13 protein-coding genes are annotated in these 12,401 nt (G+C 67.4%); 3 read left to right on the top strand and 10 right to left on the bottom strand.

What is annotated here, in order from left to right; all coding sequences use genetic code 11:
• Positions 1–31 precede the first annotated feature (31 nt).
• The 10 genes from B0293_RS07555 to B0293_RS07510 form a co-directional block, all read right to left on the bottom strand.
• Positions 32–853: a F0F1 ATP synthase subunit delta gene (locus B0293_RS07555; protein ID WP_005150351.1), complete on the bottom strand. Its 822-nt coding sequence runs from the start codon at positions 851–853 to the stop codon at positions 32–34.
• A gap of 6 nt (positions 854–859) precedes the next feature.
• A complete protein-coding gene (locus tag B0293_RS07550; protein WP_005150352.1) occupies positions 860–1,417 on the bottom strand; it encodes a F0F1 ATP synthase subunit B in 558 nt (185 codons plus the stop codon).
• 33 nt (positions 1,418–1,450) lie between these two features.
• Positions 1,451–1,705 carry an ATP synthase subunit c family protein gene (locus tag B0293_RS07545; RefSeq protein WP_005150354.1) on the bottom strand — a complete coding sequence of 85 codons (255 nt, stop codon included), beginning with the start codon at positions 1,703–1,705 and terminating at the stop codon, positions 1,451–1,453.
• A gap of 62 nt (positions 1,706–1,767) precedes the next feature.
• Complete coding sequence (gene atpB, locus B0293_RS07540) at positions 1,768–2,562, bottom strand: F0F1 ATP synthase subunit A (RefSeq protein WP_005150355.1); 795 nt, start codon at positions 2,560–2,562, stop codon at positions 1,768–1,770.
• Positions 2,563–2,941: 379 nt separating this feature from the next.
• The gene (locus B0293_RS07535) at positions 2,942–3,397 is read right to left on the bottom strand and encodes a hypothetical protein (RefSeq protein ID WP_005150357.1); all 456 of its coding nucleotides are present in this window, start codon (positions 3,395–3,397) and stop codon (positions 2,942–2,944) included.
• Positions 3,398–3,454: 57 nt separating this feature from the next.
• Complete coding sequence (locus B0293_RS07530) at positions 3,455–4,606, bottom strand: glycosyltransferase family 4 protein (RefSeq protein ID WP_005150358.1); 1,152 nt, start codon at positions 4,604–4,606, stop codon at positions 3,455–3,457.
• Positions 4,607–4,693: 87 nt separating this feature from the next.
• Positions 4,694–5,344 (bottom strand): L-threonylcarbamoyladenylate synthase, encoded by a 651-nt coding sequence (locus B0293_RS07525; RefSeq protein ID WP_039915173.1) that lies wholly within the window; start codon positions 5,342–5,344, stop codon positions 4,694–4,696.
• A gap of 318 nt (positions 5,345–5,662) precedes the next feature.
• The gene (locus tag B0293_RS07520; protein WP_005150360.1) at positions 5,663–7,648 is read right to left on the bottom strand and encodes a M6 family metalloprotease domain-containing protein; all 1,986 of its coding nucleotides are present in this window, start codon (positions 7,646–7,648) and stop codon (positions 5,663–5,665) included.
• Between the two features lie 185 nt (positions 7,649–7,833).
• Positions 7,834–8,700: a peptide chain release factor N(5)-glutamine methyltransferase gene (prmC, locus tag B0293_RS07515; protein WP_005150362.1), complete on the bottom strand. Its 867-nt coding sequence runs from the start codon at positions 8,698–8,700 to the stop codon at positions 7,834–7,836.
• A gap of 84 nt (positions 8,701–8,784) precedes the next feature.
• Positions 8,785–9,333 carry an HD domain-containing protein gene (locus B0293_RS07510; RefSeq protein WP_005150363.1) on the bottom strand — a complete coding sequence of 183 codons (549 nt, stop codon included), beginning with the start codon at positions 9,331–9,333 and terminating at the stop codon, positions 8,785–8,787.
• Between the two features lie 212 nt (positions 9,334–9,545).
• On the opposite strand from B0293_RS07510, the gene B0293_RS07505 reads away from it, so the two are divergent.
• From B0293_RS07505 to B0293_RS07495, 3 genes are all read left to right on the top strand, one after another.
• Positions 9,546–10,799 (top strand): mannosyltransferase family protein, encoded by a 1,254-nt coding sequence (locus B0293_RS07505; RefSeq protein ID WP_005150364.1) that lies wholly within the window; start codon positions 9,546–9,548, stop codon positions 10,797–10,799.
• Positions 10,800–10,900: 101 nt separating this feature from the next.
• Positions 10,901–11,887: a glycosyltransferase family 2 protein gene (locus B0293_RS07500; RefSeq protein ID WP_005150366.1), complete on the top strand. Its 987-nt coding sequence runs from the start codon at positions 10,901–10,903 to the stop codon at positions 11,885–11,887.
• Positions 11,884–12,318, top strand: a complete 435-nt coding sequence (locus tag B0293_RS07495) for a GtrA family protein (RefSeq protein WP_005150376.1) — start codon at positions 11,884–11,886, stop codon at positions 12,316–12,318. Before B0293_RS07500 ends, B0293_RS07495 begins: the two co-directional genes overlap by 4 nt.
• Positions 12,319–12,401 lie beyond the last annotated feature (83 nt).

Below are 12,401 nucleotides of genomic sequence, written 5' to 3'. Positions count from 1 at the left end.
TCGTGCCAGTGTGCAAAGTCGTTGTTGTGGGTCAGCTAGCCAGCCGGCGACGCAGGGCGTCGATGCGCCCCGCGGTGCTGCCGTCGATGACCTCGTCGCCGACGCGGACCACGAGTCCGCCGCCGAGCTTGGGGTCCACTTCGACGTGCAGCGCGAGCTGCCGCCCGTAAAGGGCGTTGAGCTTCTCGCTCAGCCGAGCCTGCTGCTCGTCGGACAGCGCGCTCGCGCTGGTCACCTGGGCGACCGAGCGTTCACGGCGTTCCGCGGCCAGCTGGACCAGCCGCTCGAGGGCGTTGGCGACCCCGCGGCCCTTGGCGCGCAGGACGACCTGCTCGACGAGGGTCTCGGTGACCACGTCCACCTTGTCGGCGAACAGGTTGCGGACCAGCGTCCGCTTCGCCTCGGCGGGGGCGGCCAGGTCCGACAGTGCCCGTTCGAGCTCCGGGGCCCCCGCAACGATACGAGTGACCCGGAACAGCTGGTCTTCGACAGCGTCGATGTTCCCGGACTTCTCCGCACTGGTGAGCAGCGCCGAGCGGCCGAGGGCCTCGAGCCCGTCGGTCAGTTCGCGCGGGCTCGACCAGCGGCTGCCCGCCACGGAGTCGAGCACCTGCAGGGCCGGTTCGGAAACCTTGCCCGCGAGGATCCCGCGGGCGAGGCCGATCCGGGCTTCGGGCGAGGACGAACCGTCGGCGACGGCCCGGCGCAGGCCGATCTCCCGGTCCAGCAGGGCGACGACCGAAAGCAACTCGTCGCCGACCGTCGCCGGGTCCGTACCCGCGGCGGCCAGAACCTCGCCGAGACGATTCTCGGCGAGGTCGAGCGCTTCACGGCTCGCAGCATGCAGCGTCATTCTGGTCTACTTTCCCGCTCCGTTGGAGGCACCCGCGGTCTCCAGCTCGGCAAGGAACCGGTCCACGGTGCCGTGACGGCGCGCGTCGTCCGCGAGCGACTCGCCGACGATGCGGCTGGCCAGCTCGATGGAGTTACGGCCGAGTTCGGCGCGCAGCTCGGCGATGATCTGCGCCTTCTGGGCCTGCAGCTGAGCCTGGCCCTGGGCGACGATGCGCTGGGACTCGGACTCCGCCTCGGCCCGCAGCTCCGCCTTGATCTGCTCGGCTTCGAGCCGGGCGTCGTCGCGGATCTTCGCGGCCTCGGAACGGGCTTCCGCCAGCTGCGCCTTGTACTGCGCAAGGTTCTCTTCGGCTTCGGCCTGCGCCTTCTCGGCCCGCTCGATGCCGCCCTCGATCAGCTTGGTCCGCTCTTCGTAGGTCGCCTCGAAACGCGGGACGACGTACTTCTTCAGAACGAACAGCAGCAGAAGGAAGGCGATGAAACCGAGGATGAGCTCGGGAATGTGCGGCACGATCGGGTTGGGCACCTCTTCGGACGCCAACACCAATTCGGTCTTCAGCACAACGTCTCCTTAAGCGATGAGCGGAACTCAGCCCTAGGCGGAGGCGAGGAAGTAAATGACGATACCGATCAGCGCCAGAACCTCGGTCAGAACGAAGGTCGAGAAGGCGATGCTCTGCAGCTTGCCCTGCGCCTCCGGCTGACGGGCGGTGCCGTTGATGACGGCGGCGAAGATGAGACCCACACCGATACCGGGGCCGATCGCGCCGAGGCCGTAACCGATGGCGGCGAGACCCTTGTTGATGCTGACGGCCTCGGCAGCCTGCTGCGCAAGAACGATGTTGCTCACGTGCGTTTCCCTTCAAACTCGGTCCGCGCGACTCACGCGGATCGGGGGCTTTTGGTGTTCTCTCAGTGCTCCGACGCCAGCGCGGCGCCGATGTAGCCTGCGGACAGCAGTGCGAAAATGAATGCCTGCAGGACCTGGATGAATGCCTCCAGGAAAGTCATCGCGATGGCGAACAGGAACGCCACCGGCGAAGCGACCTTCACGAGACCTTCGCCCTCGGTCAGCAGGAAGCTGCCACCGAGCGTGAAGACCATGATGATGAGGTGACCGGCGAACATCGCGGCGAACACCCGGATCGCCAGCGTGGCCGGCGCGATGAAGAACTTCTGCGCGAACTCGATGGTGGAGTACAGCGGCAGAACGAACCCGGGAATACCGGCCGGCGCCAGTTCCTTCTTCAGGTAACCCTTGAAACCGTGGCGCTTGAACCCGACGTAGTGGTACACCGGGTAAACGACAAGGAACGCGAGGGCGACCGGGAAACCGATTCGCGCCATCGTGGGGAACTGGAAGAACGGGATGATCCCGAACAGGTTGTTCACCAGCACGAAGCTGAACAGACCCAGGATCAGCGGAATGAACGGCTTGAAGTCGGCCGAACCGATCTGCTCACGCGCGATGTTGTTGCGGCCGAAGTTGTAGATGCTTTCGGCGATGAACTGTCCCTTGCCCGGGACGACCTTCAACCGGCGAGACGTCACCATGAAGTAGGTGATGATGATGATCAGGGAGATGACCACCAGCAGCATCGGCTTGGTGAAAGCAAACCAGCCGGAACCGAACAACGGCGGCAGGTTGAAGTCTTTGACACCAGGCGGCGCGAACTCCGCACCCTCGGCTAGTACCAGCGCGCCCACTGGGCTCCTTCCGGTTCTCCCGGCCGGCGTTCACTCCGCCGGGGGAATCGTCACGATCTGGACTTAACGTACCCGACACGTATCGGGCCGTCGGAGGCGGCCACCCCACGATGTGCTGAACACGGGTTCACGTTCCGCACACGAGGATTCTCGATGCAGTGCTCCCGGGAGACAGACGCCTACCAGCGGGTAATGAGGGACGATTCAACACCGTCGCCACACTGCTGTTCGGGGTTCGTCATCAGGAGCCGGCAGCCGAGGCCGCCGCCCATACGCGGACCATATCAGCAGGTTCCGACGCGCCGTACAGGCGTACTACATTGCCCCTGATCGGCCGAGGACCTAGGTCCTGTCCCAGGTCAGGACCTGAGTCCCGAAATCAGCGGGAAGCGGGGATGATCGTCGGGATCTTGGTCTTGCGGAAGGCCGCGAACTCCACCGCGGCGGCCACGAGGATCGCGACGATCATGGTGACGCCCAAGGCGACCGGGTGGATCGAGTCCACTCCTCGAAGCACGCTCAGCGCGGCGAAAAGGAGGATGAGCTTGAGCACGTAACCACCGAGAGCGATCACCATCACGAACATCGGGTCCATGCCCGCGCTGAAGCGCATGAGGCCCAGCGTCGCGACGGCGGACACGAGGGCGAGTACGCCACCGATGAGCGAGCCGAGCAGGCCCGGCTGTCCTTTGAGGATGGTGAAGACCACGATGCAGATCAGCACCGCCGGCGGGACCAGCTTCAGCGAAGCCTTCATCATCGCGTTGGCCGCTTGCAGGACCACCTTGGCGTGGGGGTTCTCCTCCGCCTCGACGGTCTTTTCGGTCTCGCTCACAGAAAGCTCCCTGGTCGTCTCAACCAGCCAGTGTAGGCGCGTACGGATCGAGTCCGTTCACGCGGTCCGGTTCCGCGACCGCAGCCGCGGGATGATCGACACCAGGGTCGCCAGCAGGAAACCGAATCCGACGATCCAGAAAACCGCGGCGTCGTCGAACAGCGTCACCGACACGGCGCCGAACGCGAGCAGACCCGCCCACAAGTAGATGAGCAGCACCGCGCGGCGCTGGGAGTGCCCGATCTCCAGCAAGCGGTGGTGCAGGTGCATCTTGTCGGCGGCGAACGGGCTCTCGCCACGACGGGTGCGGCGGATGACCGCCATGATCAGGTCGAGCAGCGGAACGAACAGGACCGCGGCGACGACGACGAGCGGCGACAGCAGCGCGAGCGCGTCCTTGCCGCTGAACTGCGGGTACGGCACGCGACCCGACGCGGACGTCGTCGCCCCGGCCAGCATCAGGCCGATCATCATCGAGCCCGAGTCGCCCATGAAGATCTTCGCGGGCTGGAAGTTGTACGGCAGGAAGCCCAGACACGCCCCGGCGAGCGTGGCGGCGATCAGGGCGGGCGGGTACGCGCCGACGTCGCCGCCCGACGAGTCGAGCAGACCGAGCGAGAACGAGCACGTCGCCGCGGCGGCGATGAAACCGAGGCCGCCGGCGAGCCCGTCCAGGCCGTCGACGAAGTTCATCGCGTTGACCATGACGACCACCAGCACGACGGTCAGCAGCGCGCCCTGGTTCTTGTCCAGCACCAGCACCTGGCCGAAGGAGTCGCCGACGCCTCCCCACGGCACCCAGAACGACACCCACTGCACACCGAAGATCACCAGGATCCCGGCGCACATGACCTGGCCCGCCAGTTTCGTCCAGGCGTCCAGCTCGAACCGGTCGTCGAGCGCGCCGATCAGGGAGATCACGCCCGCGGCGAGCAGCACGCCCAGCGAGTCGAAGGAGAAGTCGAAGCCCCGGCTCAGCGCGGGCAGCTGGTGCGCGAGCCCCATCGCGGCGGCCACGCCGAGGAAGATGCCGATGCCGCCCATCCGCGGGATCGGGGTGACGTGGACGTCGCGGGCCCGCGGGTTGGCGATCGCGCCGACCCGGATGGCGACCCGGCGCACCACTCCGGTGAGCAGGAAGGTAACGGCCGCCGCGGTGAGGGCGACGAGGATGTACTCCCGGATCGGGAGGCCTTGCGTGGGAGGCATGGTGCGTTACGCCGCCGAGGTCCAAGTCACTCGAACACGCTACCGCGCTAGGGGGATACGGCGGCCAACGGTACTGATACTCGTGGACTAGGCCAGTGACTCCGCGGGCACTCCCAGTACTTCCGCGACGGCGGCACGGCTGACCGCGCCCTCCCGCAGGACGACCGGGTCGTCGCCGGTGAGATCGACCATCGTGGACGGAACGGGCTCGCCGGACGAGCCGCCGTCGAGGTACACCGCGACGCTGTCGCCGAGCTGGTCGACCGCTTCCTGCGCGGTGGTGGCCGGCGGGCGGCCGGACACGTTGGCGCTGGAGACCGCCATCGGGCCGACGTCGCGCAGCAGTTCCAGCGCGACCGGGTGCAGCGGCATGCGCAGCATCACCGTTCCGCGTGACTGGCCCAGATCCCACTGCAGGCTCGGGGCGTGCGGCAGGATGATCGAGAGGTCGCCGGGCCAGAAGGCCTCGATGAGCGCGCGGGCCTGCGGCGGCGTGCCGAGCACGAGTCCGTCCACAGTGGACCAGGAGCCGACCAGGACGCCGACCGGCATGTCCGGGCCGCGGTTCTTGGCCCGCAGGAGCGACTGGACGGCGCCGCCGTCGAAGGCGTCCGCGCCGATGCCGTAGACCGTGTCGGTCGGGAGCACCACCAGGCGACTGGAGCGCACCGCGCTCGCCGCCGCGGCGAGCCCGTCGGCCCGGGATTCATGCTTGCTGCAGTCGTACACCGCGCTCATGGCAGGTGAGCGTAGTCCTGCGGCCGAAGGGGCCTTCAGGGCACCTTTCGCGAAGCGACCCGCGCCCCGCCTGCCGACTTGGGGATGTCGCGAAAGCCACTTTCGAGACGTCTGGTGTCCCGAAAGTGGCTTTCGCGACACCCGGGCGCTGCCCGATCGCCCCGCGCCTAGCGCGGACCAGCGGAGGCTGAGGTTGTGAAAGCCACTTTCGCAACGTTGAAGGTTGCGAAAGTGGCTTTCACAACGCTCCCACCGCATGCGATGCACCGAAGGGGCCCTTCGCCGCGTGGCATGCGACGAAGGGCCCTTCGGTCACCGTCAGAAGGCGAAAGCGGTGCAGAACGACGTCGCCGTCTTGCCCGGGTCGGCGATCGACGTCGCGGTCAGCTTGATCTGCGCGGCGTGGTCACCGCCCGCGGTCCGTTTGGCGTGCGCCGTCGCCGAAGACCGCCCGCCGAACGGGACGGTCGACAGCTCGTTCGGCAGCCGGACCTCCCAGCCCTTCGCGGTGGTGGACGCGCTCAGGCGGTAGGTGTCGGTGTCGTACGGCGCCACCGCCCCGTTCGCCTTGCCGGTGTTGAACACCGGGAACGAGCAGGTCGCGAGCCCGTTCTTGCCGAACGCGGGCACCGACGGCCACAGCGAGACGCCGCGAGCCTGCGAGCCCCCGCCGTCGAGAGAGGCCACCGTGACGACGTAGGACAGCACGCCCTTGCGGTCGCGTTCGATGTCCGAGACCAGGAACTTCAGCCGGTTGGCCTCGTCGGTGTACTCGTACTTGCTCGCCGAACCGGTGCCCGCCTTGAACGCGGCGTCGTTGAGCTGGCGGTAGTCGCCGATCGGGATCGGGACCGGGGTGCCGTCCGGCTTCTTGTAGTCGGTCATGCCGATGTCGGCCGGGTTCGCGTCGACGATCCATTCGAACGGCGCGTTGTCCTGGTTCTTCGTCTTCGCGATGATGACGCCGGAATCGGGGGCGAAGGAATCGCTGCCCATCCGGTCGACGACCTCGACGGTGTAATTGTCGTAGCCACCACCGTCGCAGAACGGATCCTTGGACCGATCGCATTTCGGCGAAAGGTCCCCGCCGGTGAGCGCGATGTTGATACCGCTGTAAGCGCCCTGTCCCGGAAGGACCGAACGCGCGGTGATCCGCGTGGAGACCGGGCCGGTCTTGGCGAGCTGCTTCCGGTCGAGCTTCAGCACGTCTTCGGAGTCGATGATGTCGAGCTTCATCTTGGTGCGCAGCATGTGGTGCGAGCCCATCGAGCCGCCCTGTGTCGCCGGGATCTGCCAGCGTGTGTGCGGTCCGCCGGGTCCGTTGAAGCTGCCGCGCGACATCATCTCCCACGGTCCGGTGTAGGTACGGGACGGTGGGTTGCCGAACGGGTTGTTGTAGTTGTCGCCGATGCCGAGAATGTGGCTGAATTCGTGCGCGTAAACCGCCTGGCCCGAGCTTTCCGCCTGGGTCGAGGAACCGGTGACCGCGTTCGGCCAGATGCTCGCCGCGGATTTCCACGACGTCCACGGGACATAGCGGGTCGACGCGGCGTTCGGCATTCCGGCGACGCCGGGCCCGAATTCGTCGGGCACGTTCTCCTTCTCGCCGAACTTCATGACGCCGAATTCCTGCCAGGTCGCACTCTCGTCCTGACCTGCCGACAGGTAGAAGATGAAGTCGAACTGCTTGGAGACGTCACCGACGTCGGCCCGCCAGGCCGCGCCCGCGTCGGCGCGCAGGTCGCGCTTGCAGTTCGCCCCCGGCGGACAGGCGTCGGGCTGGAACTCCATGCCGTACTCGAAGGACTTGCCGGGCAGGCGGTACGGCCCGAACGCGGTCAGTTCGACGCCCAGCCTGCCGCCGGAGTCCTCCATCCAGTACTCGTTGATCGTGTGGCCCTTGTTGATCGCCTGCGGCTTGTTGAGGAAGTCCTGGTAGAACTTCGCGACGTCCTTGCGGGGGATGTTGCTAGCGGCGGGGCCGGGGTTGCCGAACACCGTCGAATGCGTGGCCTGCGTGACGGCGAATTCCTGGTCCGGGTAGTCCGCGAGCACCACAGCGCCCCGGAACATCCGCTTGGTCGGCTTCAGCGTGGGATCGGCCCAGTTCGTGCCGGGCGGCTTGCGGTAGTCGTCCCACGTCATGTGGTCCTGGTTCTCCCAGGTCGACCCGTCGATCGGGGCGGGCCAGCCCTTGGCGGGAGCCGCGGCGGACGCGGGCTGGGCGACCAGACCCGGCAGCAGCGCGACGGCGGCGAGGACGGCGAGTGTTCTGAGTGGGGCTCGTCGGAGAGACGATCGCATCGGGGTACACCTCCCAGTCGGACCGCCGATGAGGCGGCCGTGATCGACGTTAGGAGGCGGGCTTTGCCCTGGGCACCCGCCGGAAGTCGTGAGTCCCGCTAACTATCCGCCGAACGCCTCGCGCCCCGTCCTCTGAATGCGGTAGTTCACACCACGAACTACCGCGTTCAGAGGACGAAACGCGGTCAGGAGACGCGCAAGGCGGTGACGAACCGCGGACGGCCCGCCAGGTCGAGGTGCCCCTGGACGTCGGTCAGCACCCGCCTCGCCCGCACCAGGGCCGGGACGGCGGAGCCGTGCGTGTCGTCGTGCTCGATCGCCATCCCGCCGGTGGGCCGCAGCAGCCGCGCGGCCGCGGCGATCGCGTGCCGGATCACCGCGAGCCCGCTCTCCTCCGCGAACACCGCCCGCGGCGGGTCGTGCTCGGCGACCTCCGACGGCACCGGGGTGCCTTCCGGCACGTACGGCGGGTTGCACAAGACCAGGTCGACGAGGCCGTCGAGCTCGGCGAACATCGTGCTGTCGGCGACGTCGCCGGAGTACAGCCGGATCGGGGTGTCGCCCGCGTCGGTGTGGACGTCGGCGTTGTGCCGGGCCCAGGCGAGCGCCTGCGCGTCGATGTCGACGGCGTAGACGACGGCGTCCGGCCGCGCGTGCTGCACGGCCAGCGCCAGCGCGGCGGAGCCGGTGCACAGGTCGACCACCACCGGGTACTCGCGTCCGTGCAGCAGTTTGAGGCCCCATTCCAGGAGCAGCTCAGTCTCCGGCCGCGGGACGAACACCCCGGCGCCGACGTTGACCGTGATGTCGCCGAGCGCGGCCCAGCCGGTGAGGTACTGCAGCGGGATCCGTTTGGCCCGCTGGTTCACGAGCTGGCCGATCGCGTCGATGACCGGCGGGTCCACCAGTGGCACCATCGGCAGGCGGCCGCGATCGACGCCGAGGACATGGGAGGCGATCAGTTCCGCGTCCGAGCGCGGTGACGCCACACCGGCCTCGGTGAGGATGCGGGTCGCTTCCATGATGGCGAGGCGCAACGGCTGCCGGTTCACTGGTGTTCCTTCACAGAGTCAAGCCTGACACACGAGGCACGCGTGCCGGGGTCGATACACGCGGGCTCAGGGTATCGATTGCTTTCAGCGCACCCGCCACGAGAGCGACGACAGTGTCAGCGCCGCTTCGGCCACCCGCCGCGCGAGGTCCGTCCGAAGGCTCTTCGTCGCGGAGGCGATCCACTCGTCCACGTTCCGGACGCCGATGTCGCGGTACTCGACGGCCTGAAGCAGCATCTCGAGCTTGTCCGCGTCACGCGCGTACAGCGCCTCCGGGCTCTCCGCGGTTTCGTACTCGTCGACGGCGTCGCGCACCGAGTCCCGCGCGGCCTCGGGCAGCGCCGACGTCTGCGCGGCGGTGATCGCCCGGGGGTCCGGCTTCTCGACGAATCCCTTGATCGTGTGCGGGAGGTCGCCGGTCCGCGTCTCCTGCGTGTCGTGCCAGAGCGCGAGATACGCCGCCCGCGCCGGGTCCGCACCGCCCTCGGCCGCCAGCAGTCCGGCCAGTTGCGCGACCCGCGCGGTGTGCTCGGCGACCGATTCGGGATCGCGGACCCCGGCCTGCCACCATCCGGCCCGCCGGATCCGCTTGAGCACACCCAGTTCGAACCCGAATCCGGCGAGGGCTTCCACAGTTCTCCTAGACGTCGACGGCGAGTTACCCGGCCAGTGTCCCGTGCCGCCGCCGGAGTGTTCCGAGGCGGTCGTCCGACGCGTGCGAACGGTGTTCTAGAATTCACCCGTCCGGGTAAGGCGGTACGGGGACCGCCCGATTCGGCCTTCAATTCCCCTTGTTTTCGGGCATCCGCTCGAACTGGGCCGAGCCCTGCGAGGAAAAGCCGCTCATGACCGAAACGATCACGGAGAGTGCCACCGAGGAGCATGCCGTCGACGCCGGCCGCGAACGCGTGCGTCGATGGCTGACCGGCGACTTCGGCAAGGTCCTCCTGGTCGTCCTGGCCTGGAACGTCGCGCTGATCGCGGTGGCGTGGCTGTTCGGCCCGTCCACTCCGGCGAGCGAAGGCATCCCCAAGACCGGCATCGGCTCGACGCTGAGCTTGCTCTCCCACACCTACCGCTGGGACGCGGGCAACTACGGCGAGATCGCCGAACACGCGTACACGGGTAGTTACGTGCCGTTACGCGCGTTCTATCCGATTTTCCCGATCTTCGTGTGGCTGGTCAAAACCGTCAGTTTCGGGACGCTGGGCCTGCTCACCGCCGGCTTCCTCGTCAACCTGATCGCCACCTGGCTGGCGGGCGTGGCCCTGCTCAAGATCGCCCGGTTCTTCCTCCGCACGCCCCGCTCGCAGTGGCTGGTCGTCGGCGCGTTCCTCACCGCGCCCGCCGCGTTCTTCCTGCACTCGTTCTACAGCGAGGCGGTGTTCTGCGCGCTGGGCTTCTGGGCGTACCTGTTCGCCCTGAAGCGGCAATGGCTGTGGATGGGGCTTTGCCTGATCCCGCTCACCGCGTCACGGATCACCGCCGCGGTGTTCGTCGGCCTGTGCTTCCTCGAATTCTGGCGATCCGCGGGGTGGAAGCCGCGCGGCCTGCTGTCGTGGAACATCCTCTGGTTCCCGGCCGCGTACCTCGGCCTCGGCGCGCACATGCTCTACATGAAGCTCGAGACCGGCAGCGCGATGGCGAGCTTCACCGCACTCAAGGGCGTGAGCACCTGGTCGTACCACCAGTTCAACCCGAACATCGTGGAAACGACGCTCACCGAGCTCAAGGTCACCTTCAGCGCACTGGTCGGCGACAGGCCGATGGACGCGTGGACGCTGATGAGTCACGTCCTGCCCACGCTCGGCCTGATCCTGCTCGTGGTGGCTTCGGTCTACATCTTCGTCGCGCTGAAGGCGGACGGCCTGCCGCTGGCGTTGTTCGGGATCGCCTCCTTCGTGATGCTCACGATCAACAGCAACGTCGTCTCGGTGCACCGGTACCTGCTCCCGTGCCTGGTCATGTACCTCGCGCTGGTGCTGCTGGCCGAACGGCGCCCGAACCTGCGCGTCGTGGCGTACGCGACGCTGTACCTCAACTCGCTGATCTGCGGCGCGATCTTCCTTCGCTTCGTCGCCGGCCACTGGGCGGGCTGACCACCCGAAAGAGGGACATTCAGCCGGTCTTCTAGAATCAGCTCGCCCAGGCGGTGAATCCATTCACCACCTGTTCCAGAAATCTCGACGGGGGTAATCCGGTGCCCGGGGATCACGACAGACGCCGAATCGCGTTCATTTTCCCGATCTTCAACGAGGAAGAGAACATCGAGCTCCTCCACCGCACGGTGGACGAGGTGATCACGCCGCTCGCCGGCAAGTACGACTTCAGCTTCGTCTACATCGACGACGGCAGCCGTGATCACTCGATGGACATCCTCACCGCGCTGAGCAGGCGCGACGACCGGGTCACCGTGATCGAGCTCTCCCGCAACTTCGGCCATCAGATGGCGGTCACCGCCGGGCTCGACCTGGTGGAAGCGGACGCCGCGATCATCATGGACAGCGACATGCAGGACCCGCCTCGGGTGGCGCTGGAACTGATCGAGAAGTGGGAAGAGGGCTTCGACGTCGTCTACGCGCAGCGCCCCTCTCGCCAGGACTCGGCGTTCAAGCGGTTCACCGCCGGCGTCTTCTACTGGTTCCTCCGGAAGATGGCGTCGGTCGACATCCCCCGGAACACCGGCGACTTCCGGCTGATCGACCGCAAGGTCGTCGACGAGCTGCGGAAATACCGCGAACAGGACCGGTTCCTGCGCGGGCTGGTCAGCTACATCGGTTTCAAGCAGACCGCCGTCCTGTTCGACCGCGACAAGCGGCACGCTGGGGTGACCGGCTACCCCCTGCGCAAGATGCTCCGTTTCGCCGCGGACGGGATCCTCGGGTTCTCCGTCGCGCCGCTGCGGATGATCACCCGGCTCGGCTACCTGATCTCGCTGCTCAGCTTCCTGGGCATCCTTTACGTGGTCGGCGTCAAACTGCTCGCGCCGTCCACCGCCGTACCGGGCTGGGCGTTCATCACCGCCGCCATGTTCTTCCTGGGCGGTATCCAGATCATCATGCTCGGGGTGCTCGGCAGCTACATCGGCCGGACGTACTCGCAGGTGCAGAACCGCCCGCTCTACGGCGTCGCGTCGGTCCGCACCGGGGCCGAGACCGCCGCCGGAGAGCGAAGCGTCGCCCGGTGAAGCCGATCAACGCCACTCAGGTGCGCTTCGCCGTCGTCGGGGTGCTCAACACCGCGGTCGACGCCGTCGGCTACGCCCTGCTGGCGACGTTCGGCGTCCCGATGTTCGTCGCGAACTTCATCTCGACGACGGCGGGCATGCTCCTGAGCTTCACGCTCAACCGGAACTTCACCTTCCGGGCGAAGGACGGCGACATCCGCCGTCAGGCCATCCTCTTCTTCGCCATCACCGCGTTCGGCCTGTGGGTCGTGCAGGCCGCGGTGATCTTCGCGGTCACCAAGCTCTTCCCCGGGGTCCATCTCCTCGTCCCGAAGCTCGGCGCGATCGCCGTGGGCATGGTGTGGAACTACGTGATGTACAAGAAGGTGGTCTTCCGGCAGGGGCAGCCTGAACCCGCCGCCGCGGTCCAGCCCGGTTCCCAGGCGGGCTGACACTCCCGGATCACCGGCCCGTCAGTGGCCCGGAGTGATCGATCGGCTCCTCTCCGCAGGCATTTCGGAGGGTGCGGGCTGAT

This window comes from Amycolatopsis azurea DSM 43854 (assembly GCF_001995215.1).
GTDB classification, from domain to species: Bacteria; Actinomycetota; Actinomycetes; order Mycobacteriales; family Pseudonocardiaceae; genus Amycolatopsis; species Amycolatopsis azurea.
Note: the sequence above shows the minus strand (reverse complement) of the source record. Positions and strands in the feature narration are given on the sequence as shown.